This window comes from Thiohalophilus sp. (assembly GCF_034521165.1).
Classification (GTDB): domain Bacteria; phylum Pseudomonadota; class Gammaproteobacteria; order UBA6429; family Thiohalophilaceae; genus Thiohalophilus.
In genome coordinates this window covers 145,086-168,797 of record NZ_JAXHMV010000008.1, presented here as the reverse complement: position 1 = coordinate 168,797, position 23,712 = coordinate 145,086, and the positions used below count along the sequence as shown (strand labels likewise).

Genomic DNA, 23,712 nt, shown 5'->3' with positions numbered 1-23,712 from the left:
ATGTTTTATTAATAAAAGGCACCATGGTGTGCCACGACAATTTCAAGACCTGACAACACGCAGGTATAGCATTCGGAAGGTCCTATGAATACAGAGACGATGGAAATGCCCGGTTTGATGACCCGCGACGAGGATATTGACCGCGCCTCCCGTTCCCTCAAGGCGATGTCACATCCGCTACGGCTGAAAATCCTGTGCACCCTGGGCGACCAGGAGACCAGTGTTCAGGATATCGTCGAACAGGTCGGTACCTCGCAGAGCAATATTTCACAGCATCTGGCGATTCTGCGCGACAAGGGGATTCTCGACTCCCGCAAGGACGCCAACCGCGTCTATTACCGGGTGGGTGATGCGCGAACCCTGCGCCTGATCGAAATGATGCGCGAGGTGTTCTGCAGCGCCAGCTGACCCGGCTGCGGCAACCGGCTGACATAGCGGACTGGTTTTCCCAGGGGCAGACACTCGCTTGAATTTCGCCACCCTGTCCCTATCGTGACAATATTCTTTTGATACTACTCGAGGCACTGCCAACTATGACGACTGAAAGAATCATCCGTTCGCTGGCCGGTTTTCTGTTGCTGCTCTCCCTGGCACTGGGCGTGGAAGCCAGCCCGGTCTATCACAGCGTTCACTGGTTGTGGCTGACCGCCTTTGTCAGCCTGAACCTGCTGCAAAGCGGCTTCACCAATTTCTGCCCGCCGGAAAAACTATTAAAACGCTTCGGCGTCAAAAGCAGTCACTAATAACCTGTTTCGCAAGGAGTTCTCGTGGATCAACTCACCACCTTCGTCACCAACAACTGGATTCTGGTCGGCGCCCTGATCGTTATCCTGTTTTTGCTGGTCTACAGTTACATCGGCGGGAGTTTGCGCGGCTATGCCTCCACCTCGCCCAGCGAGGCGGTGAAAATGATCAATCGTGAGGACGCGCTGGTCCTGGACGTGCGGGAAGACACGGAATACCAGGAAGGGCATATCATCAACGCCATGCATCTGCCGCTCAGCCAGCTTAACGATCAGATGAAAAAGCTGGAAAAACACAAAGAGCAGCCGATCATCGTGGCCTGCCGTTCCGGCCAGCGTTCCGGCCAGGCCTGCGCCACGCTCAAAAAGGCCGGTTTCGACAACGTCTACAATCTCGGCGGCGGTATCCTGGCGTGGAAGAACGCCAATCTGCCGCTGGTCAATCAAAAACAAAGCAAATAACAGGGAGGCAGCTCATGGCTGACATTACCATCTACACCACCCGCTTCTGTCCCTACTGTGTGCGTGCCAAGCGACTGCTCGACAGCAAGCAGGTCAGCTATCATGAAATCCCGGTCGACAGCGATAATGAACAACGCCAGATCATGATGGAACGCAGCAAGGGCCACACGGTGCCGCAGATCTTTATCAACGATGAACATGTGGGTGGCTGCGATGAACTCTATGCCCTGGAATCCGCGGGCCAGCTGGATCAGCGCCTGGGACTGAGCGACGCCTGAGCCAGACCGGAGCCAGTGATCATGAGCAACGCACTGCATATCGTTTGCCCGCATTGCGACAGCATCAACCGGCTGCCGGCCGACAAACTGAGCGCGGGCGGCAAGTGCGGCAAATGCCGTCAGCCCCTGTTTGACGGGCGGCCTGTCGAATTGACCGCCGGCAACTTTGCCCGGCATATCGGCAAAAACGACATTCCCGTTGTGGTCGACTTCTGGGCGCCCTGGTGCGGCCCGTGCAAGATGATGGCCCCGGTGTTCGAACAGGCCGCCGCGCAACTGCAACCGAAGCTGCGCCTGGCCAAGGTCAACACCGAACAGCAGCAACAGCTGGCCGCCCAATACCAGATCCGCAGCATCCCGACCCTGGCCGTGTTCAAGCACGGCCAGGAGCTGGGACGCCAGGCCGGTGCCATGGATCTATCGAACCTGAGCCGCTGGGCGCAGCAGTTTATCTGAGCCACACCCTGCCCAGGCCCGTGACCGATCTGCTACCATGCCGGTCCTGACGGACAATCCGATTTTTAACAACCACAAGACGAACTCATGGCCGATAACGACACCCCGCAAACTTCTGACCAGCAAGCGTCGAGCGAGAATGCCGAACAGCAATTCGCCGTCCAGAAGATCTACACCAAGGATATCTCTTTCGAATCGCCCAACGCGCCGACGATCTTTACCGAACAGCTGCAACCGCAGATCAACCTCGAGCTGAACAGCAACGGCAAGCGCGTCGCCGACGATGTCTACGAGGTCGTGCTGGCATTGACAGTCACCGTCAAGCACGAAGAGAAGACCGCCTATCTGATCGAAGTCCAGCAAAGCGGCGTCTTTTATATCAAGGGATTCAATCGCGACGAACTGGGCCACATGCTCGGCAGTTTCTGCCCCGAGATGCTGTTCCCCTATGCCCGCGAAGTGGTCTCGGATATTGCCACCCGCGGCGGCTTCCCGCAGCTGTTACTCGCGCCGGTCAACTTCGAGGCCCTGTACGCCAAGCACCTGGCCGATCAGCAACAGGCCGCCACCGAAAGCGCCGAACAGTAAGCCCGGACCATGGCCCGTCCCGCGCAACGCTTTGCCGTTCTGGGCGCCGGCTCCTGGGGCACGGCGCTGGCCATGCTGCTGGCCGACAACGGCCACAGCGTCACGCTCTGGACCCACCGTCCCGAGCAGGCCGACATCCTCAATCGCGACCGCGCCAATCAACGTTACCTGCACGGCCTGGGCTTTCCCAAAGGCCTGAGCGCCAGCGGCGATCTCGAGACCACGGTCGACGGGGCGGATATCATTTTGCTGGTGGTCCCGAGCCACGCCTTTCGCGAGACCCTGACCCGCATCAAACCCCTGCTGCGCGGCGACCATAAAGTCTGCTGGGCCACCAAGGGGCTGGAACCGGGCAGCCAGAAACTGCTGCATCAACAGGCCGAGGAGGAACTGGGCAGCGACATTCCCATGGCCGTCATCTCCGGGCCGACCTTCGCCCGCGAAGTGGCGCAGAAACTGCCCGGCGCGGTCACCATCGCCTCGCGCAACAGCGATTATGCCCTGGAACTGGCCCGCGCCCTGCACAACGATCACTTCCGCGCCTATACCGGCGAGGACATCATCGGCGTCGAAGTCGGCGGCGCCTGCAAGAACGTGCTGGCCATCGCCGCCGGCGCCGCCGACGGCCTGGGCTTCGGTGCCAACGCCCGCGCCGCCCTGATCGCCCGCGGTGTCGCCGAGATCATGCGCCTGGGCGTGGCGCTCGATGCCCAGCACGACACCTTCATGGGCCTCACCGGCCTGGGCGATCTGGTCCTCACCTGCACCGACAACCAGTCCCGCAACCGCCGCCTCGGCCTGGCGCTGGGCCAGGGTCGCAGCAAGGACGAAGTGGTCGAGGAGATCGGCCAGGTGGTCGAAGGCATCAACACCTGCAAGGAAGTCTTCGCCCTGGCGCAGCGGCATAATGTCGACATGCCCATCACCGAACAGGTCTACCGCGTCATCCACGAAAGCCACACCCCCACCGAAGCCCTGCATGCCCTGATGGAACGTGCCATCCGACCGGAGCTGGATTAAAAACAAGATCTCAATGCAGAGGCGCAAAGGACGCGGAGAAGGAATTCATTTTGCGTGGTTGGGGAACACCCTGTTCAAGGGCCGATGTAACTGACCGGCTGCAACCAAATCAAAGTGACCCCTTAAATCATATTTTTACATACGGCCTCCTTCCCGTCTCAACATCTCTACTCTAAAAATTAAAGGGCTTTGACCTTAATCGGGAACATACCCATAAATCTCGGACAAAACCGGTGCTGGCCTCCCTCCCTGCACATAATGTTTTGCTGAGGGACGGGCAAACAGCCCGCCCCTCGACCTATTTGTGAATGATTTCCTCCTTGAGCGAATAGGCAATGCCCAGAACTTCGTCGCAGACCGGGCGCGGATATTCCATCTCGTTCATGGCTTGCATGATATCGTCGACCACGGCGACATATTCGGCCTCGTTGACGTTCATCCCGGTATGCGTTTCGAGCATCGACCGACCGGTGTATTCCACGGGTCCGCCGGAGCCGGCCGCGAGGAACTCCTTGACCTTGTTGCGGGCGTGGTCTATTACCTCGTCGTCGAGGGCTCGGTATCGTGGTCCGGCGACTTCGTTCTGGAGATGAAGGTCGACAATGCGATCGACGAGCTTGTCGATACCATCGCGACCGCCGAGTTTTTCAAATAGGGTTTCACTCATGTCAAATGCTCCTCTCTTGGATGATTTTTCGACAGGTGCACCGGGCACCTACCCACAAGGCGTGACAATCCTTGTTACAGCCGCAACAAGGGAGGGTTGAGCAGTGTCCGACGCGGAACTGTCGCCGATTCGAGCCGCCCTCGACGCCGGCAACTTCGCTCGGGCACAGGAACTGCTCGCCGGACTCACCGCGCCGCCCTCGGCCGAACTGTTTGAGCTGCGGGCCCAGGCGGCGTACGGAACCGGTGATCTGGAAGAAACGCTGGCCGCGTATGGGGATCTCTACCGCCTGCACCTGGAAGGCGGTCGCACCCAGGAGGCCGCCTTTGCCGCCGTCATGGTCGGCATGTACCTGATGATGGACACGGGCCTGATGGCCACCGTGCGCGCCTGGCTGGCGCGGGCGGAGCACCTGATCGAAGACGCGCCCGACAGCCCGGTCTGGGCGTGGCTCGCCGCCGTGCGGACCTACGAGCGCCTGATGTGTGGCGACATGCCGGGGACGGGGCAGTGGGCCCAACGGGCCATGGACGGCGGGCAAAAGCACGGGCTGGCCCCGCCGTCGATCATTGGACAGGTGGCCCTGGCCAGGGTCCGCATCCATGATGGTGACCTCGATGAAGGGCTGAGCGCGCTGGACGACGTTGCCGTGGAGCTGAGCGCCGGTAACCTCGATCCCCTGACCTCGGGGCAGATGTGGTGCGAGCTCATCTGCGCGATGCAGTGGATCGGTCAGCACGACCGCGCCGAACAATGGACCCAGGCCATGGAACGCTGGCGCCAGGGGGCGGCGTTCGGCGGTCTCCACGGCCGCTGCCGGGTTCACCAGGCGGAGATCATGCGCCTGCGCGGGCCCTGTGACGCCGCCGAGCAGGAGGCGTTGCTGGCCTGCGAAGAACTGCGCCCGTGGATGCGGCGGGAGTACGGCTGGCCGCTGACCGAACTCGGCAACGCGCGGCTGCGCAAAGGCGACTTCGCGGGTGCTGAAGAAGCGTTTCTGGCGGCGCACCAGAATGCCTGGCTGCCTCAACCGGGACTTGCGTTGCTGAGACTGGCCCAGGGACGAGTCGATGAAGCCTTTGCAATGATCGAGAACGCGCTCGATCACCCGTTCGATATCCCGTCGAAGGAGCGCCCGCCTTCGGGGGGCCTGCAGCGGGCTCCCCTGCGCGATGCCCAGGTGGTCATCGCGCTGGCGGCCGGCGACGACGACGCGGCACGTACTGCGGCGGCCGACCTCGCGGAGATCGCCCAAATGTACCGGAGCCGCACATTGCAGAACTCCGCGCTCGCCGCAAAGGGACGCATCGCGCTGCACGATGGGCGCAGCAGCGAAGCAATCCGGCTTCTGAGCGAGGCCGTCATGGAGTGGGTCTCGCTGCGCATGCCGTTCGAGGCGGCGAATCTGCGCGTCGAGCTTGCGGCGGCGCACCGCGCGGCCGGTGACGACAGGACGGCCGAGCTGGAACTCGACGCCGCCTGTCGGGCGCTCGAGGAGCTCAACGCCGCGACCTGGGCGGAACTGGCTCGCGAACGCGTCCCGGTGACGCCCTCGCGGTGGGATGCCGAACCCGAACGTTGCGTCTTCTGCCGCGAGGGGGATATGCGAACGGCGACCTTCGACGGCGCCACCGTCCGCTTGAAAGATCTCAAGGGTATGCGCTACCTGGAACGCCTGCTGGCGGAACCCGGCCGGGAATTCCACGTCCTCGACCTGGTGACGGTAGAGCGCGGAGCGCTCCCCGTCGGTATCCCTTCGGATGCTCCCCAACTCGATGCGCAATGCGGATTGGAGGTGTTCGACTCGAAAGCTCGCGAGGCCTATCGGCAGCAACTCACCGAGGTGGAAGAGGACATCGCCGAAGCCGAGCTGAACAACGACCTGCACCGCGCGGAGCTCGCGCGTGCCGATCGCCAGTTTCTTATCGATGAGCTCCGCCGGGGCGTCGGCTTAAACGGTCGGGCCCGGACCGTCGGCGACGGCGTGGAACGAGCGCGTACCAGCGCAACCCGCTCGCTGCGCTACGCCCTCGATCGAATAACCCGGCATCATTCGCGTCTCGGCGAACACCTGGAACGGACGATACGCACCGGTACCTATTTCGCCTACGAGCCCGACCCGCGTGCGCCGGTGGACTGGAAGACCTGACAGCGACCACGTCGAAGTACCGCCACTTGAAGGGATAATGAACTGAGATCAGCTGTCCATCCGGCCAGAGCTGGATTAACAGCAAGATCAAGAGATTAACGCAGAGGGACGCTCCCTGCCTCCTGCCTCCCGCGACACTTGTACATCCCTGTACATCGCGCAACAAAGGCGCAGAGGAACGCAGAGAAAGAAATAATTTTGTATTGTTGTAGAACAGGCTTTTGCTCTGAGCCTAAACTTCGTTTCAGATATGACGGGATAAAAATTGTCGTTTTGGCGTGAAATGTCGCCTCATCCTTAAAGTAACGCTTTAATCCATAAAATGAAGTATTTAAGACTTAAAACAACGTTTACTTCAATATGAAATCTCGCGCTTTCAATACGTTACGGTGGTTCGACCCCTGGCTGCTCTCATGCTGCACTTAAACGGCACGCTTTAATTCTTCGCGGATTATCTTACGCAAGGTACTCTCAAGTTCTTTGTCATGCGCCTGAATATATTCGCGCAGCGCATCATTGATCAGTGTTTGGTAATTGCCACCGCCTGTCGCATGCACACGATTTTTAAAATGTTCGATAATATCAGCATCCAGCCGTATCGTAATTCGCACTTTGTTTGGATCGGACTTAATGACAGGACCGCGCGTTCCTTTTGAAAAATCTTCAGCCATAGTAATCGAGACCTTGATAGTATTGCTTGATTTCATGCTTCGTTGCGGGCCGGGCAGAAATAATCCGGAGACAGTCTTCATCGCGCTCGGTATGCACAACATATAAGACTTTGAGGTAAGGACCCATTCCCAGGGTTTTGAATCTCAGCTCCTGCGCATCGCGATCTTCAATAGTTAAGGCATTTTCATCTTCAAGCGCGATAACGGCATCGGCAAAATCAACACCGTGTTTGCCAAGATTTTCGACCGCCTTCCGTGGGTCCCATTCGTAGTCCATGTATCAAGTGTATGCACATTTTGTGCACGTTTCAAGTGCCATTTTTTGACGATGTTTCAATGGTATAGCGAGCAAGCCCAGCCGAGAAAGGCCGCATCGCGGTCTGACGTCGGCTGGAGCGCCGTGTTATGCCGTGGATTCGAAAGCCCTTTTCCAGATCAAGAGATCAACGCAGAGGCGCGAAGGCGCAGAGAAACGCAGAGAAATAATTGATTCTGTGTTGTTGTAGAATGTGCTTTACTCTGATTGAAAATGAGAATCGTTTGTCACCGACCCCAATCCGCTCTGATCCTGAACTTCTATAAATTTTTTTCGTTCTCTTTGTTGTGCCAGATCCTTAATATATAGATGATTTCATCCGCGATAAGGTAACGGGCCGTATAGTCGCCGCTGTAAAGATCACGGATTTGTTCCGGGTCGGGGGCCTTCAAAACGGGTAAACCGATTTTCGGAAACTGCTTCAGCCTGTCGACGCCCTCCTGGAGATCGAGCGCGATTCGACGGGCCGCGAACGGGTTCTTAACCTCAACAAATTCCACCACTCGCCGAAGGTCATCGATAGACTCCGGCGAGTACCTTACCCTCATGATTCCGGTGGCGACTTGCGATGATTCGTCCCCCAGCTGTTCAGCCAGGCATTCACATCCTCTTCATCAACCGATTGACCGGCTTTGATGGATTCAAGCGCCTCAAGGGTCTCCTGCCACCGGGAGTCCTCCAGCGACTGCCGCGCCAGAAACTCCTTAATGGCCTGGTTGATCAGATAATTCTTGCTCCTATCAAGCCGTTTGGAAAGCGCCTCCAGGGGTTTTTCCACCTCATCAGCGATCCGAATACTCGTAATACCCATGGCACAACCTCGGTGTAGTGAAATGTATTACATATTAGTACAAGCAGGCTGGTATGACCAGGACGTCAGGGATTCGATAAGGGCTACGACCCCTTTTCCCCGGGCTGGTATGACCAGGACGTCAGGAATTCGATAAGGGCTACGACCCCTTTTCCAACCCCTTTTCCCCGCTCATAGATCTGAAGGGGTCTCCTGTTTCCCGCGTACTGCGTAGTGACGGATTGCGCCAATGAAGTGCAGCACGAGTAATGCCGGTAGTAAATATATGCCGGTGTTTACATGGATCCATTCCATTGGTTCGTGAATGACCGACAAGCTTTCAAGAGGCACACAGATTGAAAACCAATTGAAAACATTGACGCACTCATTTTCTGTGAACAGGTACATCGGACCCGTAACCACCATAAGTGCCAACAAAAGCAATATTGCCCTGTGAACCACATAAGCAGCCTGGCGTTCCAAAACAGTCTCCCCAACATTCTCTGGAAACCCCTCATACAACCGGAATATGGCGCGCCATGCCACGAAAAGAAATACAAAGAAACCCAGGGATATATGAATACCCAGCACATAATCCTCGATTATCTCCGATGGTGCGGCTGCCACTGTATAGCCCAAAGCCAGCATGGCAACGACTAGAAGCGCCGTTACCCAGTGATTAATAGTCGAGATTGCAGAGTAACGATTTTGATTCGGCATTTTGTATTCCTTATTGGTGGTCGTAGTCGCAGCACCGCCAGTCAGCCGGCGGCCCAGACACAGATCCGGACGTGCGGAATTACCGCATCCGGCTCCTCAGTCATGTTATTCACCCGTGCTGGCACGGCCCTGGTACCAATCTACCACAACATGGTGTCGTTCCAGACGCGCAGCGGCTGAATTCCATAATAATTCAGCACGGCTTTAAGTCCGATCCAGTTGTAGCTGTGGCGTTGACTCCGACGATTCAACCACTTATAGAGGCTATGGACAACATGCCGGTATAGCCTGGTAAGGCTCCGGCTGTTGTCAGGCAGCCCGAAGTAGTTCGCTATGCCAACCAATTTACGCTTGAACGCCGGCATCAGGCAAGAGAGCCGCTGGTGCCGGTTGAGCTTGATCCAGCGATAGACGGTGCTCATCAGTTCGTGCTGTTTATTGGTGGATATGCGGCAACACCATCTCGCTTGTTTGCGGCGATCCGTGCTCCAATAGAACTCCAATCCCAGAAAACGAAAGCAGTGTTGTGTGCCCGGATGAAACCGGCTGAAACGCATCAGCCGGGTCTTTTCAGGTGCAATCGCCAGATTGAATTTCGCCTGTCGCTGCGGCAGTGTACGATAGAAGGCATGTGCATCCTGGCGCAACTGAAAGGCGACGACAAAGTCGTCGCAGTACCGGATCAGCATCGCTCTGCCCTTACGCCCTGGCTTGACCACTTCTGCCTTCAGCCATTGTTGGATAAGGCTCCGCAGGCGTTTGTTGTCTATTCGCTGCGCCAGCATCTGTTGCAACCAGGCATGATCGACCGTATCGAAGAAACCTTTGATGTCGGCCTCGACAAGATAACCATAGCCTTTATATTGCAGATTAAACCCCAAATGTATATGGCGACTATCATGCTCGTGCCGAAACCGCGAGGAAGAACCGAACTCCTCCAAGCAGCACAAAAGGCAGACCAGCGAGAACAAACAGCGTTGCCTTGGCCCAAAGCCGAAGGAAGGAGGCTACAATTGGTGGGCGTCGATCAAGTGGGTCGTAGCGAACAGAAATGTTTTCACCTACGTCGTAAAGTTCACCTCCTGCGCCAACCTCGCTTGTAAAGCGCTGCGTATGACCAGCCTGGCCCATAAACTCCACAACTGGGTAGTACAGCAGCGCTGGAGTCTTTCGCGGTGCCGATTCATAGGCGGATTCATAATCAACGACGACACCCTGAACCGCCTTTGTGCCAGCCACTAAATCCCTAGAGGCTGTCCATGCATTCACAGCATAGTACCAAGGCACCAGCCCGATGACTAAAAGAATCAGAGGCGGTAGGATGCGTCGTTTTTTTTCGTTCATCTATAATCCTGTTGCCCGACAGTTATAAAGACGGCCGTTCGCCTAAATACAGATAAAGTAATAATTGCGTAGGCCGTTTGCAGTTAAATTGCTTGGCTCTGCTTCCATTGTTATTTACTTTTAAACATCAAACTAAAAGGCTTTGACCCTTAAGATCTGTTCGGCGCATTACGCATAGACAAGGCGACGTCCTTTTGGCTCAGGAATGGGGTCTGCGAACTCACGAGCTGTATCAAGCCATAATTGCATGGCTTCTTGAGCATTAGCCAGCGCCTCATCTGGAGATGCGCCGTGCGCCATGCAACCAGGCAATTCCGGTACATCAGCAATGAATGATTGATCTTCCTCGCTCCAATAAATAATGGTTTCGTACTTATACATAGCTATTTACCTGCCAAGTGATATTTCAATAATATCTCACGAACCTGCATTACCTGATAAGGCTTGGCCTTGTTTCCCGACCGTTGCATGTTTATTTTTTCCTCAACCCCTTCTTTTCGGTACACGTGATGACTACCGCGTATTCGTTCATCGAATCCAAGATGAAGCAGCATTCCTCGAATATCATCAAATGCAATATTTGCATCTGATGCGCCACGAAGGATTTTTTCCATTGCCACGTCCTTCGGATCCCCAGGCGCTTAATCATGATTTAGACAGAATCTGTATTTCAGGAATCACGCAGATTCTGCCAAATACGGTAAAAGATGGAAATTACGCTTAACCCTGGCAAGGATTTTCTGCATTTTCACCCTGACACCTCGCTTGTTGCCGAAATATCAGGGAAAACCCTTGTCCCACCAGTCCGTTTTTGACACCGTCAGACGCCGCCGAGCATCGCAGTGGAAGGAGGATTAGCCCGTAAGGATGCGCGCAGGGGACCGATTCAGCCATTGGAAATGGCTGAACCGGCGGCATCTTTCAGGCGCGTTTCCTTTGGTTCGTTTCGTTGTCGCGTTACAACGACAAATTCGTCGGGATGACGTACATGGATGTACTAATGTCGCGGGAGGCAGGATGCCGGGAGCGACTCGAATTTGGACAGCCGGAGGCTGCACAAAGTGCGAAGGCCATGGACGGCCTTCGTCAGATAAACTCGCCGCGCGGGCGCGAGAGCCCGCTTTCTAAATTCAGGCTGCCCGCAGGGCGATCATTTAGATACAGGAGTATTTCTCAGCAAGAGTATCGCGCCCGCGGGGCGCTCCTGCAGTACATTTTGATGTGGCCGGATGCCCGATACCGCGAAGTTACCCCGAACGTAGCTCTTCGCGAATAACTCGACGCAGCGTTTCTTCATCCAGCGGGCCGGCACTTTTGCCAAGAAAATCACGTAGAGCTTGATTAATCAAGGTCTGGTAACCTGAACCGGATTCATCTGCCAGCTTGAGAAAGGTTTCAACCACGTCATCATCCAGATATATGGTGATACGGGTTTTACCTTTCGGTTTTATCACCGGGCCGCGTTTGGCCTTTTTAAAATCATATTCCTTTTTCATAAACATTCATCTCTTTGCGAGTGGCAAGGCGCGCCGATATGATCCGAATCGTATCGCCACGGTAGGTATACACGACCACTAAAGCGAGTGTTTTGGGTATTAGCTCTTCCCAGTACGTCAATCGCCTCCCACACACGGGATGCCGGGGCCGGCTCTGCACCGGCATGGCGGGTTGTTGTCGGCATGCAGAGCCAACTTACTCAGCCCCGGCAAACCCCTGCTGCCGCCAGGCCTCGTACACCACCACCGACACGGCATTGGCCAGATTCAGGCTGCGGTTGGTCGGCTGCATGGGCAGGCGCAACACGAAATCCTCGCCCAGCCCCTCGCGCAGTTCCTGCGGCAGTCCGCGGGTTTCGGGGCCAAAGATAAACGCATCCCCCGGTTGATAGACCACGTCGAACACGTTGCGTTTCCCTTTGGTCGACAAACCGAACAGGCGTTTGGGCTGCACGCCTAATAAAAAGGAATCGAAACCGGTATGCCGCCGGACCTGAGCGTATTCGTGGTAGTCCAGCCCGGCACGTTTGAGGCGCACATCATCCAGCTCGAAGCCCAGCGGTTCGATCAGATGCAGCTGCGCGCCGGTGTTGGCGCACAGGCGAATGATGTTGCCGGTGTTGGGCGGAATTTCAGGTTGGTACAGCACGACGTGGAACATGGCATTGAGCTCTGGGCATCTGTACTGGTCATCATACCGTAATGGCTCATTGTTCTGATCGGATAGTTGCCGGACACCGTTGCACTATCTCCGGCCTACCCCCGTGGATCAGGTACCAGGACCTGGCGGGTAGGGTGCGTTCTACGCACCATCATCCTTGAACCTTGTACCGATATCCGGTGCGTAGTACGCACCCTACAGAACCCTGCGCGCAACACGGATTGCCGGACACCGCTATCGCTATGTCCGGCCTACCTCTGCGCGCAACCTGGCCTACGACTCTAATTGCGCGATCGGTTCCCCCTCCCTGAGGGAGGGGGTCAGGGGGAGGGGATACAACTCTCGTTACTCGTCACTCGGCCCTCGTACCTCCTCGCTGGCCCAATTGAGTACATATCTTCGAAAAGGTCGCCGGCTCGCCAGTGTGCCTTCCTTTCCTGACTCGATCCAGCGAGGCTGACTTGTCCCAGCGACGTAATAGGGTTATCTTGCCTCGCCATGACCACTGACGAGCTCGAGCTGCTGCGCACCGATTTTTGCGGGATGGAATTCCAGACCCCGCTGGTGCTGCTGTCGGGGTGCGTCGGCTTCGGCGAGGAATACACCCGGGTGGTCGGCTATTCCAATCGCGATGTCGGCGGGGTGTGTCTCAAGGGCACGACGCTGGAGACGCGTCTGGGCAATCTTCCGCACCGGATTTTCGAAACGCCGATGGGGATGCTCAATGCCATCGGGCTGCAGAACCCCGGTTCGCGGCACGTGGTGGACACGATCCTGCCGGAACTGGATTTTTCCGAAACCCGCTTTATCGCCAACCTCTCCGGCTCCACGCTGGAAGAGTACGTCGAGGTGGCGCGGATCTTCGATGACTCGCCCATCGATGCCATGGAGATCAACATCTCCTGCCCGAATGTGAAGGAAGGCGGGGTGGCATTCGGTAATGACCCGGATATGTCCGCCCGCGTGGTGGCCGCCTGCCGCGAGGTCACCAACAAACCGCTGATCACCAAGCTCTCACCCAACCAGACCGACATCGCCGACAACGCCCGGCGTTGCATCGAGGCAGGCACCGACGGCTTTGCGGTGATCAACACATTGATGGGCATGGCCATCGATATCGAATCGCGCTCGCCCATCATCGGCAACAATCAGGGCGGCCTCTCCGGCCCGGCGATCAAGCCCATCGCCCTGCTCAAGGTGCACCAGGTCTACCAGGTGGCGCGCGAGCACGGCATTCCGATCATCGGCCAGGGCGGGGTCAATTCGGCCGAGGATGCCATCGAGTTTCTGATCGCCGGGGCCTCGGCAATCGGGGTAGGGACGGCGCTGTTTTATGACCCGCTGATCTGCGCCAAAATCAATGCCGGTATCGTGGAGTATATGAATCGTCACGGGCTGGCCAATGTGGGGCAGATCACCGGCAGCCTGCGGTTGAATGACGCCGGCGGCTCCTGCAGTTGAGGCGGGTGCCGGACACCGCTGCGCTATGTCCGGCCTACCCGGTCTCGCAGGTCCGATAGAGCGGGAGCGGTATCGGGCAGCGTGAAATTCGCGCGAGGTGCCGGACACCGCGTTGCTCTGTCCGGCCTACCCGGTCTCGCAGGCCCGATAGAGCGGGAGCGGTATCGGGCAGCGTGAAATTCGCGCGAGGTGCCGGACACCGCGTTGCTCTGTCCGGCCTACCCGGTCTCGCAGGCCCGATAGAGCGGGAGCGGTATCGGGCAGCGTAAAATTCGGGCGGGCAGGCCGGACACTGCGCTGCTCTGTCCGGCCTGCCCCAGGCGCATTTCATATAATAAAGAAAAAACCGCTCGCAACCGATAACCCTTTCATCTAACGTATTGTTATATAACAATTGAGCCTTTAATCGAGCCCGGTACCATGGCCACAACCACCGCCCCCCGCAAAAAAATCCGACTCGGCGATTTGCTGGTCGAAAACAATGTCATCAGCGAGGACCAGCTGATGGCGGCGCTGGCCGATCAGAAAAAGACCGGCCAGAAGCTGGGTCGCACCCTGATCCAGAAGCAACTGGTTACCGAACAGCAGCTGATGGAGCTGCTCTCCACCCAGCTCAATCTGCCGTTTATCGATCTCAAAAAATATAACTATGATCCCGACACAGTCCGCCTGATTCCCGAAACCCTGGCACGCCGTTACCGGGTGATCGCGCTCAAGCAAAACCCCGACAACAGCCTGCTGGTGGGCATGGCCGATCCCACCGATATCTTCGCCTTCGACGAGCTGGCCAAGGTCCTCAAGCGGGATATCCAGCAGGCGGTGGTACGCGAAAGCGATCTGCTGGCGGCCATCGATTCCACCTACCGGCGCACCGCCGATATCAGCAACCTGGCCGAGGAGCTGGACGATCAGCTGGATGAGAGCGATATCGACCTCAGCCAGATCGCGCAGAACGAGGACGTGGTCAACGCCCCGGTAGTGCGCCTGCTGCAGACCCTGTTCGAGGACGCGGTGCAGATCGGCGCCTCGGATATTCATATCGAGCCGGACGAGTCTGTGCTGCGCATCCGTCAGCGCGTGGACGGCGTGCTGCAGGAACAGGTGATGAAAGAAAAGCGCATCGCCAATGCGCTGGTCTCGCGCCTCAAACTGATGGCCGGGCTGAATATCTCCGAGCGCCGCGTACCGCAGGACGGGCGCTTCAACATCCGCGTGCGCGATAAAAGCATCGACGTGCGTCTGTCGACCATGCCGGTACAGCACGGCGAGTCGGTGGTCATGCGTCTGCTGGATCAATCGGGCGACATGCTGCATCTGGAACAGCTGGGCATGACCGACGACATTCTGCAGCACTTTCGTAACCAGATACAGCGCCCCTACGGGATGGTGCTGGTCACCGGCCCGACCGGCAGCGGGAAGACCACCACGCTGTATGCCGCCCTGTCGGAGCTCAACGATGCATCCAAGAAGATCATCACCGTCGAGGACCCGGTGGAATACCGCCTGCCGCGCATCAATCAGGTGCAGGTCAATACGCGCATTGATCTCACCTTTGGCCGGGTATTGCGCGCCGCCTTGCGTCAGGACCCGGATATCGTGCTGATCGGCGAAATGCGCGATCAGGAGACTGCCCAGATCGGCCTGCGCGCCTCCATCACCGGCCATCTGGTGCTTTCCACATTGCATACCAATGACGCCATTTCCAGTGTGAACCGTCTGCTGGACATGGGCGCCGAAGGCTATCTGCTGGCCGGGGCCTTGCGCGCCGTGATCGCCCAGCGCCTGGTACGCCGGGTCTGCGACAGCTGCAAAACTCCGTATCATCCGGAGCCCAATGAGCTGGCCTGGCTGTATAACACCCTGGGCGATGAGATTGACGAGACCCGTTTCGTGCATGGCGCCGGCTGTCCGCACTGCAACAACACCGGCTATCACGGGCGAATCGGTGTGTTCGAATACCTGGAAATCAACGAGGATCTGGCCAACGCCCTGCGCCGATCCGATTCAGTGGAATTCACCCGACAGGCCCGACGCAGCGATACCTTCCGCCCGTTCGCCCGCCACGCGCTGGATTACGCCCAGCAGGGGGTGACGTCACTCGAGGAAGTCATGCGCGTGACCGGCACCGTGGAAGAGGTCGAACTGCCGGTCCCGCCGCTTGACGAGGCGGGCACGGACGACGCGTCAGAAGCGAGCCATGCCCCGGTTTGATTACAGGGGCCGGGACCGCGCCGGCAGCGCCATCAACGGCAGTGTCGAAGCGCCCTCGGTCGACGGCGCCGCCAGCCAGCTGCTGAACAGCGGCGTCACCCCCATCGAGATCACCGAATCCCGACCCCGCACCACGCTGGCGGATCGCTATCGCAAATGGCGCGCCAGCCGCCGGCCCAAACTGGACGACATGATCCTGTTCGCCCGCCAGCTGTATACCCTGATGCGCTCGGGCGTGCCCATCATCCGCGCGCTCACCGGCCTGGCCGATAATGTCGACAACCCCTATCTGCAGGACGTGATCCGCGATCTGGTCGTCGGGCTGGAGTCGGGGCTCAACCTCTCCGGGGCCATGGCCCGGCATCCGAATGTCTTCTCCGATCTGTTCATCAGCATGGTCCAGGTCGGCGAGCACAGCGGGAACCTCGACGATGCCCTGCTGCAACTCTCAGAATATCTGGAGCGGGAAAAGGACACCCGGGATCGGATCAAGACGGCCATGCGTTATCCGGTTTTTGTCCTCGTGGCGATCGCTATCGCCATCAGTGTGATCAACTTTTTTGTGATCCCGACCTTCGCCGGGATCTTCGCCAAGTTTGACGCCGAACTGCCCTGGCAGACCCGGCTGCTGGTGGGTATGTCCAACTTCATGGTGCAATACTGGTATGTGCTGGCGGCGGTGCTGGCCGGGGCCCTGTTCGGCCTGCGTGCCTGGCTCAAAACAGAGAATGGCCGGCTCACCTGGGATCGCTACAAGCTCAAGCTGCCGGCGGTCGGGATTATTTTGCACCAGGCCCTGCTGCAACGCTTCGCCACCGCCTTTTCCATGACCCAACGATCCGGCGTGCCGCTCACCCAGGGCCTGACCGTGGTGGGCAATGCCGTGGACAACGCCTATGTGGAACAACACATCCATGGCATGCGCACCGGGGTGGAGCAGGGCGAGTCCCTGACCCGCACCGCCACCAACAGCGGCATGTTCACCCCGCTGATCCTGCAGATGATCGCCGTGGGCGAGGAAACCGGCGCGGTGGACGAGATGCTGGACAATGTCGCCGCGTTCTATAACCGCGAGGTCGATTACCGGCTCAAGTATCTGAGTAGCGCGCTGGAACCGATCCTGATCGTGATCCTCGGCGCCATGGTCTTCGTGCTGGCACTGGGCGTCTTTTTGCCGATGTGGGATCTGATGTCCGCAATGCGGGGAGGCTGATGAGATTGCCGGTACGCCGTCCCTCCCGACAACCGGGCTTCACCCTGCTGGAACTGGTGCTGGTCATCCTGATCATCTCCATTCTGGGGATTGCCGCCATCGATCGCCTGCTCGAGTATCGCGTCGACGCGGAGCGGGCCATGGTCCGGACCGTGGTCGGCAATCTGCGCAGCGCGCTGGGGATGGAGGTGGCCAAACGGGTCGCCCGGGACCGGATACGGACCATTAACAACCTGGAAAACAGCAACCCCTTCGCGTTGCTCGCCCAGCCCCCGGAGAACTATATTGGTGAGATCGAGGATGAATCCCGGGTCGTCGAAAACGGGGTCTGGTATTTCGATACCGGGACATCGGCGCTGGTTTACCGGATCCGGTTCGCCGACTATTTTCGCAGCCCCTTGCCCGGGCCGGCCCGGGTGCGCTACCGCATCGAGCTGGTTCTGGCGAATAACAACCGGGATAACCGTACTACCCAGGTGACCGGGCTAAATCTGGTTCCCCTGGAAAATTACCAATGGGAATTTCCAAAATGAACAATAATCATTCGGTTCTGGATTCGGCCCTGTTACAGGGTACATTGACGGTGCTGGGCATTTTGCTCGTCCTGACAGCGCTGTACGGGTTGATGCTGCTTGTCAGCCCCAACCTGGGCCTGCGCTTTAACCGTTCACTCAGCCAGTGGTTCTCCCTCCGTCGGCTGGGACAGTTTCTGGACCGGCAATTTCACATCGAGCGCTATTTTTACCGCCACGCCAAACTTTATGGCCTGCTGCTCATCGTCGGCTCCGGCTATCTGCTCTACCGGCTGTTTTTCGATTTTCCGCTGGAGAACTATGCCGGGATTCTGCCCGGCATCCTCCCCACCGACGTCTGGGGCTGGCTGCTGGAGACGCTGCGGATTTTTCTCGTGTTGATCGGGATTTTCACGCTGTATATCGGCCTGGTGGTCCTGATCCGCCCCAGTAATATCAAGGGTCTGGAACAACAGGCCAACCGCTGGATCGCCACCGGACAGCGCCCGTCCAGCGCGGGCTACAACACCGCGGCCCTGGACAATGTTGCCGCACGCGCCCCCCGGCTGTTCGGCGGCATTGTCTTCCTGGCTTCTATAGTTATATTATTTATATTGTTATAGTGAACAAAAATGCTTCAATTCCACCCGGTTTTGCCGATATTCTTAACCAGGGTCTTGTAATTTGACCCCATCTTGCTAGATTACTTGATATAATTACGCTAAATTATTGAATCATCTTGTTTCTGCTGCGGCAGAAGGGCTACTCCCGGCAACCGCGGTTGCCACACTGAACCGGACACTGGAGATCATCATGAATCAACAACGTGGTTTTACCCTCATCGAACTGGTCGTGGTCATAGTTATCCTCGGCCTTCTGGCGGCGACCGCGCTGCCCAAATTCATCGACGTCACCACCGACGCCCGCCAGGCCAGCGTGCAGGGTGTCGCCGGGGGCCTGCGTGCCGCTGCCGCACTGGGACAGGCGCAGTATGTGGTTAATGGTGATAGTTCAGCAATAAGCATCAGTATGGGTGGCACCAATGTCCAGGTGCTTGACGACGATACCTATACAGGTCTTGGGGGTCGCCCTGATGGCTCTGACTTTGGTATTCGTATTGCCATGCCTGACCCGGATGGCTTCACCGTCAACGGTACTGCCGGTACATTGGGTACTGTCACCACCGACAGCGTGACTTACCGGCCCGACTCCGGCCCTGGTGACAATACCTGTCAGGCAGAATATGATCCGGACAATACCAACGATCCGGTCATTGTGACACTGACTGGCTGCTAAAAAATTACAGACAACTAACTGAGGCCGCTTCGCGGCCTCAGTACTTTCCATGAACCGTTTATTCCCTGCTTTCGCCAGCTCCCGCGTGGCGATACTCTCGACATTCCTTTTTCTCACCGCCTTCATCGCGGCGCTGATCTTCAACGGCTTTTATCTGCAGTATTACAGTCTCGCCCAACTGGCCCTGTTCGCCTGGCTGCTGCTGGCGTTACTGCACGGCTATCACCGCCACCACACCCTTGTCATCACCCCGCTGACGATCGTGGTCGGTCTGTTTTTCGCTTTTCTGGCTGTCAGCCTGATCTACCACCCGGTGCCGTATCTGGGCGTGATGAATCTGTGGTGGGTCGGGGTCTTCGCGCTGATTGTGGCGATCTATCTGTTGTTGCCCGAGGCGGAACAAACCTGGCGCTACAGCTTCAACCTGCTGATGGTGATTATTACAGGACTGGCGCTGTGGGGCTTTGGCGAACAGCTCCTTTATGACGTTTCACCCGACGCCAGCTTTTATAATAAAAATTCCCTGGCGGCGTTGATCAATCTCGCCCTGCTGCCGCTGGCGGCCCGGTATCTGACAAGCGAAGACCGCCGACGTTCTCGTTATTCGATCGCCACGGCACTTGTGATACTCGCGTTTGTGCTTGGCCTCATCAGCAGCCGCGGCGCGCTGCTCGCCTTTGCCGTGGGCCTGATCGTCCTGGTCTATCTGCTCTGGCAACCAGTGAGCCGACAACAACTGGCCGCCCTGGGCGCCTGGCTGGCCAGCGGCTTCGTGCTGGCCACGTTGTATACGCAATTGACGGGTTTTGTCGGCAGGGACATGTTCTCGCGCATGGCGACCCTGGCCGATCCCGGTGAGTCGGGCAATCCGCGTTTTATGCTCTGGCAACCGGCCTGGGAGATGCTGCAGGCCCAGCCCTTCAGCGGTATCGGTCTGGGGGCGTTTTTTCTCAAGCTACCCACCTCGGCCCATCTTGAAGACACCAGCGCCGGCTATTACGTGCATAACGATTATTTGCAGATCGCCACTGAAACCGGCCTGCCGGGCTTGTTTTTCCTGTTACTGATCATTGGTGTATTGATCTGGCAATTCGTTCGCCTGGCACGGCGCTATCGCGCCAGAGGCGCTCCTACTACCACCGATTCCTTGCAGTCCGGTAGGAGCGGCTGCGCCGCGATTTCTTCTTCCTCTTCTCCAGTCTATTTCGAGGCGGTCGGCCTGTTCAGTGCCTTGCTCGCCTTCGGCCTGCACAGTGCCTTCACCTATAACTTTTATGTGTTGCCCCTGATGATCGTCGCCGGCCTCTATCTGGCCCGGCTGGATCGGCTGTTTGCTCAACATAGCGCAACGCCCACCTGGCGCTTTACCTGGAAATCCCATTTTCATCCGCTGTCGTTCTATCTGGTGAGTTTCGCGATCGTACTGATGGCGGCCGGCTATTTCGTCACCCTGGCGCTTTCCGATCATTACCATCAAAAGGGTAACGCCCTGGCGGCGACCGGCCGGTTGCAACAGGCGCATTTCGCTTACGAGCGCGCCCAGCAACTGTCACCCTATATGGACAACCATTTTTATGCCGACGCGGATCTGCTGTTACGCAGCGTGGCCGTTCTGCCGCCGGAGAGTCCCAAACGCGATGATCTGCTCGACTATGCCGCAGACAAACTCGACCGGGCCGCCGAACTCAACGCCTATCAGGCCTATACCCCGTATCTGCAGGGACGGCTGCAGGAACTGCGCGATGCCGATACCTACAGGATCATCGACGATTATCGCCAGGCACTGCAAAACAATCCCCGTTTTTTGCCCGCCCGTCTGGCTCTGGCGCGCGTTTATCAACGCCGGGAACAGCCCGAACAGGCCTTTGCTATACTGCAGGCAGGGCTCGACTACCCCTATCACAGCCTGAGCCGGGAACTACTGGATTACGTCCAACTGACCGCCGAGATAGCCACACAGACCGGACATGATGAACTGGCCACACAATTGCAGCAGCGACTCGAGCAGTTCCGCCAGGCCTATGCGCAGCAGTCAAAGCAGGGCCAGCGCCGCCCGTCGCAACGCTATTAAGCCGATGACCCGCCACATGTCACCAGCCGCAACAGCCGGGTTTACCCTGGTAGAGCTGATTGCTGTGATCATCATTCTCGGTATTCTTTCGGTGGTGGCGATTTCGCGCTTTATCGATCGCGGCAGCGTGACCCCGTCTGCCGCCCAGGCCCAGGTAATCAGCGCCGCCCGGCAAGCGCAACAACTGGCGATGAACCAGGGTGGCGGGGTCTTGCTGGCCACGGACAACAGCAGCAAACAGGTGACCATCACTCCCGTCATCGGCTCACCCATTACAACCTCGTTGCCGAGCGATATCAGCATCACGGCTGCCAATATCAGCTATGACGCGCTCGGTGACGCCCATGATGGCTCCGGCCCCCTGAGTGGCCCACTGACATTGAACATTACCAACGGCATCACCCGCCGGGTATGTATTGAGCCGACGGGGTATGCGCATGACTGTTAAATACAGTTACGAGGGACGAGGGACGAGGAACGAGGCCGGCTTTACGCTGGTCGAGATGGTGGTGTTTATCGTGGTGCTGGCGGTGGGACTGTCCGGGGTGGTGCTGGTGATCAACCGCACGCTGCTGGATGCGCCCGAGGCGCTGGTCAATACCCGGGCGATGGAAATTGCGCAGTTGTATCTGGATGAGATCGGCGCCAAAAAGTATGACGAAAACACGCCCCAGGGTGGTCTGCCGCCCTGCGACAGTCCGGACGGCGATGCCTGTACCGCCGAGGCAAGCTTTGGTCCCGAGGGCAGCGAAAGCCGTGATCTCTTCGATGACGTGGATGATTACCACAACCCGGCCTTTCAGACGGCCGCCGATGCGGATAACAATCCGTTACCCAACTATTCGGACTACGATGTAGGTGTGACCATCAGCTACGCCGGTACGGAACTTGGCCTGGCCAACGATCGGCTCGCCAAGCGCATTGATCTGATTATACGCACACCCCGTAACCAGCAAATTCCCGTCACCTTGTACCGGACCAACTTCTGATGCGAATGCGACATCGACACACCGGATTTACCCTGGTCGAGCTGGTGGTGGTCATCGTCGTGCTCGGCGCCATCAGTGCCGGCACGGCGGTGTATATCGTTCGCAGCATGGAAGCCTACAGCGATACGGTGCGCCGCGATCAACTGACTTCCACCGCGCGCATCGCGGTGGAGAAAATGACCCGTGAGCTGCGTAATGCGCTACCAAACAGCGTGCGAATTCGCTGCACAACACCTTCCTGTACCAGCAGCGACACACACTGTATCGAGTTTTTTCCGGTGCAAAGCGGCTCATCCTATGAGTCGGTCCCGCGAACCGCCGCCAACGTCTCTTTTGCCGCGGTTGACTATATCGCGCCTCAAACACCGGCTACGGCTTATGTCGCGGTCTATCCCTACAGCACCTCGTCGCTTTATGACAAGAACAACCCGGGACCGCTGGCCGATTACGACGACAGCAATTCCGATCCCGCCAACGGAGAGGTCTATCTTACCTCCAGTCATCGCTTCACCCACGACTCGCCGCACAAGCGGTTTTTCCTCACCGGCCCACCGATCAGCTATTGTCTGGGTACGGGCGGCGACCTGCGACGCTATCAGAATTACAGTATCAACTCGGCCCAGCCGGTTCCGCCGGCCGGAAGCGGGGCCTTGCTGGCCGAAAACCTTCAGCTCAGCGACGGCGGCACGGCGGTGACACCGTTTCGTTATGATCCCGGCTCCCTGCAACGCAATGGTGTCGTGACCCTCGATTTGAGAGTCCGGCAGGATAATGAGTGGGTCCGCCTGCTGCACGAGGTGCAAATCCGCAATGTACCCTGAACCCGAAAACAATCGCGGCACAGCCGCTCCTACAGCAACTCGCATAACGCTACTCTGTAGGAGCGGCTGTGCCGCGAATCCGTCCGGGACGAAAAGCCTGACGTGTCGATGGCGCTCCTGCGGTTTGTGCTGTCAACTATTCCTTGCCTCGTCCCCCGTCCCTCGTCCCTCGCACCTGCCCGCAGGGCATAGGAGCGGCTGCGCCGCGACAGATCTGCCCGGGACGGAGAGCCTGTCGTCTCCCGGACATCTTTTGAATGCCCCGTCCCTCGTCCCTCGTCCCTCGTCCCTGCCCGCAGGGCGCCAGCGCCAGGGCGGCTTCAGCCTGCCGCTGGCCATTTTCATCATCGTCATCATGGCCCTGATCGGCACCGCCATGGTCAGCCTGAGCCAGACCGGCCAGCGCTCGGTCGCCAGCGAGGTCCAGTCGATCCGCACCTTCTACGCCGCCGAAACCGGCGCCCAGACCGCTGTGGCCCAGCTGCTCCCGCTGGATGGCAGCAACCCCGGCTGCGCTGCGGTCAGTGCCAGCCTCACCCTGACAGCGCCGGCCCAGGACGGCTGCAGCGCCACATTAACCTGCGAGGCCCTGACCCTGGCCGGCGACGACTATTACCGGATTACCAGCGACGCCGCCTGCAGCTTTGCGGGTAACGACACCCGGCGGCAAATCGAGGTCATGGTGCGCCATCCTGATTGACCCGGGTGGAAAGGCCCGGAATAACGTCTTTTATTGATAATCAGTGCCTTATGCCCGACAAACGGCCCAATAATTAC

At 58.1% G+C, this 23,712-nt stretch carries 32 protein-coding genes; 19 read left to right on the top strand and 13 right to left on the bottom strand.

Annotated features, from left to right (window positions below):
* Window positions 1–84: 84 nt before the first annotated feature.
* From U5K34_RS05550 to U5K34_RS05520, 7 genes are all read left to right on the top strand, one after another.
* A complete protein-coding gene (locus tag U5K34_RS05550; protein WP_322567481.1) occupies window positions 85–408 on the top strand; it encodes a metalloregulator ArsR/SmtB family transcription factor in 324 nt (107 codons plus the stop codon).
* A 125-nt stretch (window positions 409–533) separates the two neighbouring features.
* A complete protein-coding gene (locus U5K34_RS05545) occupies window positions 534–743 on the top strand; it encodes a DUF2892 domain-containing protein (protein WP_322567480.1) in 210 nt (69 codons plus the stop codon).
* A gap of 24 nt (window positions 744–767) precedes the next feature.
* The gene (locus U5K34_RS05540) at window positions 768–1,205 is read left to right on the top strand and encodes a rhodanese-like domain-containing protein (RefSeq protein ID WP_322567479.1); all 438 of its coding nucleotides are present in this window, start codon (window positions 768–770) and stop codon (window positions 1,203–1,205) included.
* 14 nt (window positions 1,206–1,219) lie between these two features.
* On the top strand, window positions 1,220–1,483 hold the full coding sequence (gene grxC / locus U5K34_RS05535) for a glutaredoxin 3 (RefSeq protein WP_322567478.1): 264 nt from the start codon (window positions 1,220–1,222) through the stop codon (window positions 1,481–1,483).
* Between the two features lie 21 nt (window positions 1,484–1,504).
* The gene (trxC, locus tag U5K34_RS05530; protein ID WP_322567477.1) at window positions 1,505–1,939 is read left to right on the top strand and encodes a thioredoxin TrxC; all 435 of its coding nucleotides are present in this window, start codon (window positions 1,505–1,507) and stop codon (window positions 1,937–1,939) included.
* A gap of 87 nt (window positions 1,940–2,026) precedes the next feature.
* Window positions 2,027–2,527: a protein-export chaperone SecB gene (gene secB, locus U5K34_RS05525; RefSeq protein ID WP_322567476.1), complete on the top strand. Its 501-nt coding sequence runs from the start codon at window positions 2,027–2,029 to the stop codon at window positions 2,525–2,527.
* A 9-nt stretch (window positions 2,528–2,536) separates the two neighbouring features.
* Entirely contained in the window at window positions 2,537–3,547 is a 1,011-nt protein-coding gene (locus U5K34_RS05520; protein ID WP_322567475.1) for an NAD(P)H-dependent glycerol-3-phosphate dehydrogenase, read from the top strand.
* 298 nt (window positions 3,548–3,845) lie between these two features.
* On the opposite strand, the gene U5K34_RS05515 is transcribed toward U5K34_RS05520, so the two are convergent.
* Window positions 3,846–4,214: a group 1 truncated hemoglobin gene (locus tag U5K34_RS05515; protein WP_322567474.1), complete on the bottom strand. Its 369-nt coding sequence runs from the start codon at window positions 4,212–4,214 to the stop codon at window positions 3,846–3,848.
* Between the two features lie 103 nt (window positions 4,215–4,317).
* Here U5K34_RS05515 and U5K34_RS05510 point away from each other — a divergent pair, with 103 nt between their 5' ends.
* The gene (locus U5K34_RS05510) at window positions 4,318–6,363 is read left to right on the top strand and encodes a hypothetical protein (protein ID WP_322567473.1); all 2,046 of its coding nucleotides are present in this window, start codon (window positions 4,318–4,320) and stop codon (window positions 6,361–6,363) included.
* A 422-nt stretch (window positions 6,364–6,785) separates the two neighbouring features.
* On the opposite strand, the gene U5K34_RS05505 is transcribed toward U5K34_RS05510, so the two are convergent.
* The 12 genes from U5K34_RS05505 to trmL form a co-directional block, all read right to left on the bottom strand.
* Window positions 6,786–7,034 carry a BrnA antitoxin family protein gene (locus tag U5K34_RS05505; RefSeq protein WP_322567472.1) on the bottom strand — a complete coding sequence of 83 codons (249 nt, stop codon included), beginning with the start codon at window positions 7,032–7,034 and terminating at the stop codon, window positions 6,786–6,788.
* On the bottom strand, window positions 7,027–7,311 hold the full coding sequence (locus U5K34_RS05500; protein ID WP_322567471.1) for a BrnT family toxin: 285 nt from the start codon (window positions 7,309–7,311) through the stop codon (window positions 7,027–7,029). Before U5K34_RS05500 ends, U5K34_RS05505 begins: the two co-directional genes overlap by 8 nt.
* Before the next feature lie 299 nt (window positions 7,312–7,610).
* Window positions 7,611–7,898, bottom strand: coding sequence for a type II toxin-antitoxin system RelE/ParE family toxin (locus tag U5K34_RS05495; RefSeq protein ID WP_322567470.1), 288 nt, complete (start codon window positions 7,896–7,898; stop codon window positions 7,611–7,613).
* Window positions 7,895–8,161 (bottom strand): transcriptional regulator, encoded by a 267-nt coding sequence (locus U5K34_RS05490; protein WP_322567469.1) that lies wholly within the window; start codon window positions 8,159–8,161, stop codon window positions 7,895–7,897. Before U5K34_RS05490 ends, U5K34_RS05495 begins: the two co-directional genes overlap by 4 nt.
* A 171-nt stretch (window positions 8,162–8,332) precedes the next feature.
* A complete protein-coding gene (locus tag U5K34_RS05485; RefSeq protein WP_322567468.1) occupies window positions 8,333–8,860 on the bottom strand; it encodes a cytochrome b in 528 nt (175 codons plus the stop codon).
* A 140-nt stretch (window positions 8,861–9,000) separates the two neighbouring features.
* Entirely contained in the window at window positions 9,001–9,741 is a 741-nt protein-coding gene (locus tag U5K34_RS05480) for a reverse transcriptase domain-containing protein (RefSeq protein ID WP_322567467.1), read from the bottom strand.
* A gap of 16 nt (window positions 9,742–9,757) precedes the next feature.
* Complete coding sequence (locus tag U5K34_RS05475; RefSeq protein WP_322567466.1) at window positions 9,758–10,204, bottom strand: DUF3592 domain-containing protein; 447 nt, start codon at window positions 10,202–10,204, stop codon at window positions 9,758–9,760.
* Between the two features lie 168 nt (window positions 10,205–10,372).
* A complete protein-coding gene (locus U5K34_RS05470) occupies window positions 10,373–10,585 on the bottom strand; it encodes a type II toxin-antitoxin system HicB family antitoxin (RefSeq protein WP_322567465.1) in 213 nt (70 codons plus the stop codon).
* A gap of 2 nt (window positions 10,586–10,587) precedes the next feature.
* A complete protein-coding gene (locus U5K34_RS05465; protein ID WP_322567464.1) occupies window positions 10,588–10,818 on the bottom strand; it encodes a hypothetical protein in 231 nt (76 codons plus the stop codon).
* Window positions 10,819–11,451: 633 nt separating this feature from the next.
* Window positions 11,452–11,700, bottom strand: a complete 249-nt coding sequence (locus tag U5K34_RS05460) for a BrnA antitoxin family protein (RefSeq protein WP_322567463.1) — start codon at window positions 11,698–11,700, stop codon at window positions 11,452–11,454.
* Window positions 11,684–11,866: a BrnT family toxin gene (locus U5K34_RS16070; protein ID WP_416224038.1), complete on the bottom strand. Its 183-nt coding sequence runs from the start codon at window positions 11,864–11,866 to the stop codon at window positions 11,684–11,686. The genes U5K34_RS05460 and U5K34_RS16070 overlap by 17 nt, the downstream gene beginning before the upstream one ends.
* Window positions 11,867–11,896: 30 nt before the next feature.
* Complete coding sequence (gene trmL, locus U5K34_RS05455; protein ID WP_322567462.1) at window positions 11,897–12,361, bottom strand: tRNA (uridine(34)/cytosine(34)/5-carboxymethylaminomethyluridine(34)-2'-O)-methyltransferase TrmL; 465 nt, start codon at window positions 12,359–12,361, stop codon at window positions 11,897–11,899.
* Window positions 12,362–12,859: 498 nt separating this feature from the next.
* Here trmL and U5K34_RS05450 point away from each other — a divergent pair, with 498 nt between their 5' ends.
* From U5K34_RS05450 to U5K34_RS05400, 11 genes are all read left to right on the top strand, one after another.
* Window positions 12,860–13,822 (top strand): dihydroorotate dehydrogenase, encoded by a 963-nt coding sequence (locus U5K34_RS05450; protein ID WP_322567461.1) that lies wholly within the window; start codon window positions 12,860–12,862, stop codon window positions 13,820–13,822.
* 420 nt (window positions 13,823–14,242) lie between these two features.
* Window positions 14,243–16,033 (top strand): GspE/PulE family protein, encoded by a 1,791-nt coding sequence (locus tag U5K34_RS05445; protein ID WP_322567460.1) that lies wholly within the window; start codon window positions 14,243–14,245, stop codon window positions 16,031–16,033.
* The gene (locus tag U5K34_RS05440; RefSeq protein WP_322567459.1) at window positions 16,020–17,246 is read left to right on the top strand and encodes a type II secretion system F family protein; all 1,227 of its coding nucleotides are present in this window, start codon (window positions 16,020–16,022) and stop codon (window positions 17,244–17,246) included. Before U5K34_RS05445 ends, U5K34_RS05440 begins: the two co-directional genes overlap by 14 nt.
* Window positions 17,246–17,779: a prepilin-type N-terminal cleavage/methylation domain-containing protein gene (locus tag U5K34_RS05435; protein WP_322567458.1), complete on the top strand. Its 534-nt coding sequence runs from the start codon at window positions 17,246–17,248 to the stop codon at window positions 17,777–17,779. Before U5K34_RS05440 ends, U5K34_RS05435 begins: the two co-directional genes overlap by 1 nt.
* On the top strand, window positions 17,776–18,381 hold the full coding sequence (locus U5K34_RS05430; RefSeq protein WP_322567457.1) for a hypothetical protein: 606 nt from the start codon (window positions 17,776–17,778) through the stop codon (window positions 18,379–18,381). Before U5K34_RS05435 ends, U5K34_RS05430 begins: the two co-directional genes overlap by 4 nt.
* A 190-nt stretch (window positions 18,382–18,571) precedes the next feature.
* Entirely contained in the window at window positions 18,572–19,054 is a 483-nt protein-coding gene (locus U5K34_RS05425) for a type II secretion system protein (RefSeq protein ID WP_322567456.1), read from the top strand.
* A 49-nt stretch (window positions 19,055–19,103) separates the two neighbouring features.
* Complete coding sequence (locus U5K34_RS05420) at window positions 19,104–21,125, top strand: O-antigen ligase family protein (RefSeq protein WP_322567455.1); 2,022 nt, start codon at window positions 19,104–19,106, stop codon at window positions 21,123–21,125.
* Between the two features lie 16 nt (window positions 21,126–21,141).
* Window positions 21,142–21,573, top strand: coding sequence for a type II secretion system protein (locus tag U5K34_RS05415; RefSeq protein ID WP_322567454.1), 432 nt, complete (start codon window positions 21,142–21,144; stop codon window positions 21,571–21,573).
* Window positions 21,557–22,114 carry a type IV pilus modification PilV family protein gene (locus U5K34_RS05410; RefSeq protein ID WP_322567453.1) on the top strand — a complete coding sequence of 186 codons (558 nt, stop codon included), beginning with the start codon at window positions 21,557–21,559 and terminating at the stop codon, window positions 22,112–22,114. Before U5K34_RS05415 ends, U5K34_RS05410 begins: the two co-directional genes overlap by 17 nt.
* Window positions 22,114–22,935: a prepilin-type N-terminal cleavage/methylation domain-containing protein gene (locus U5K34_RS05405; RefSeq protein WP_322567452.1), complete on the top strand. Its 822-nt coding sequence runs from the start codon at window positions 22,114–22,116 to the stop codon at window positions 22,933–22,935. Before U5K34_RS05410 ends, U5K34_RS05405 begins: the two co-directional genes overlap by 1 nt.
* Window positions 22,936–23,188: 253 nt before the next feature.
* Window positions 23,189–23,635: a hypothetical protein gene (locus tag U5K34_RS05400; RefSeq protein WP_322567451.1), complete on the top strand. Its 447-nt coding sequence runs from the start codon at window positions 23,189–23,191 to the stop codon at window positions 23,633–23,635.
* Window positions 23,636–23,712 lie beyond the last annotated feature (77 nt).

Coding starts and splice junctions, on each gene's coding strand:
- U5K34_RS05445 (WP_322567460.1), top strand. CDS start 14,243: ATGGCCACAACCACCGCCCCCCGCAAAAAAATCCGACTCGGCGATTTG.
- grxC (WP_322567478.1), top strand. CDS start 1,220: ATGGCTGACATTACCATCTACACCACCCGCTTCTGTCCCTACTGTGTG.
- U5K34_RS05520 (WP_322567475.1), top strand. CDS start 2,537: ATGGCCCGTCCCGCGCAACGCTTTGCCGTTCTGGGCGCCGGCTCCTGG.
- U5K34_RS05440 (WP_322567459.1), top strand. CDS start 16,020: ATGCCCCGGTTTGATTACAGGGGCCGGGACCGCGCCGGCAGCGCCATC.
- U5K34_RS05410 (WP_322567453.1), top strand. CDS start 21,557: ATGCGCATGACTGTTAAATACAGTTACGAGGGACGAGGGACGAGGAAC.
- U5K34_RS05450 (WP_322567461.1), top strand. CDS start 12,860: ATGACCACTGACGAGCTCGAGCTGCTGCGCACCGATTTTTGCGGGATG.
- U5K34_RS05420 (WP_322567455.1), top strand. CDS start 19,104: ATGAACCGTTTATTCCCTGCTTTCGCCAGCTCCCGCGTGGCGATACTC.
- U5K34_RS05470 (WP_322567465.1), bottom strand. CDS start 10,585: ATGTATAAGTACGAAACCATTATTTATTGGAGCGAGGAAGATCAATCA.
- U5K34_RS05405 (WP_322567452.1), top strand. CDS start 22,114: ATGCGAATGCGACATCGACACACCGGATTTACCCTGGTCGAGCTGGTG.
- U5K34_RS05475 (WP_322567466.1), bottom strand. CDS start 10,204: ATGAACGAAAAAAAACGACGCATCCTACCGCCTCTGATTCTTTTAGTC.
- U5K34_RS05485 (WP_322567468.1), bottom strand. CDS start 8,860: ATGCCGAATCAAAATCGTTACTCTGCAATCTCGACTATTAATCACTGG.
- trmL (WP_322567462.1), bottom strand. CDS start 12,361: ATGTTCCACGTCGTGCTGTACCAACCTGAAATTCCGCCCAACACCGGC.
- U5K34_RS05435 (WP_322567458.1), top strand. CDS start 17,246: ATGAGATTGCCGGTACGCCGTCCCTCCCGACAACCGGGCTTCACCCTG.
- U5K34_RS05495 (WP_322567470.1), bottom strand. CDS start 7,898: ATGAGGGTAAGGTACTCGCCGGAGTCTATCGATGACCTTCGGCGAGTG.
- U5K34_RS05415 (WP_322567454.1), top strand. CDS start 21,142: ATGTCACCAGCCGCAACAGCCGGGTTTACCCTGGTAGAGCTGATTGCT.
- U5K34_RS05550 (WP_322567481.1), top strand. CDS start 85: ATGAATACAGAGACGATGGAAATGCCCGGTTTGATGACCCGCGACGAG.
- U5K34_RS16070 (WP_416224038.1), bottom strand. CDS start 11,866: ATGCCGGTGCAGAGCCGGCCCCGGCATCCCGTGTGTGGGAGGCGATTG.
- U5K34_RS05425 (WP_322567456.1), top strand. CDS start 18,572: ATGAATCAACAACGTGGTTTTACCCTCATCGAACTGGTCGTGGTCATA.
- U5K34_RS05515 (WP_322567474.1), bottom strand. CDS start 4,214: ATGAGTGAAACCCTATTTGAAAAACTCGGCGGTCGCGATGGTATCGAC.
- U5K34_RS05460 (WP_322567463.1), bottom strand. CDS start 11,700: ATGAAAAAGGAATATGATTTTAAAAAGGCCAAACGCGGCCCGGTGATA.
- trxC (WP_322567477.1), top strand. CDS start 1,505: ATGAGCAACGCACTGCATATCGTTTGCCCGCATTGCGACAGCATCAAC.
- U5K34_RS05505 (WP_322567472.1), bottom strand. CDS start 7,034: ATGGCTGAAGATTTTTCAAAAGGAACGCGCGGTCCTGTCATTAAGTCC.
- U5K34_RS05545 (WP_322567480.1), top strand. CDS start 534: ATGACGACTGAAAGAATCATCCGTTCGCTGGCCGGTTTTCTGTTGCTG.
- U5K34_RS05490 (WP_322567469.1), bottom strand. CDS start 8,161: ATGGGTATTACGAGTATTCGGATCGCTGATGAGGTGGAAAAACCCCTG.
- U5K34_RS05430 (WP_322567457.1), top strand. CDS start 17,776: ATGAACAATAATCATTCGGTTCTGGATTCGGCCCTGTTACAGGGTACA.
- secB (WP_322567476.1), top strand. CDS start 2,027: ATGGCCGATAACGACACCCCGCAAACTTCTGACCAGCAAGCGTCGAGC.
- U5K34_RS05500 (WP_322567471.1), bottom strand. CDS start 7,311: ATGGACTACGAATGGGACCCACGGAAGGCGGTCGAAAATCTTGGCAAA.
- U5K34_RS05465 (WP_322567464.1), bottom strand. CDS start 10,818: ATGGAAAAAATCCTTCGTGGCGCATCAGATGCAAATATTGCATTTGAT.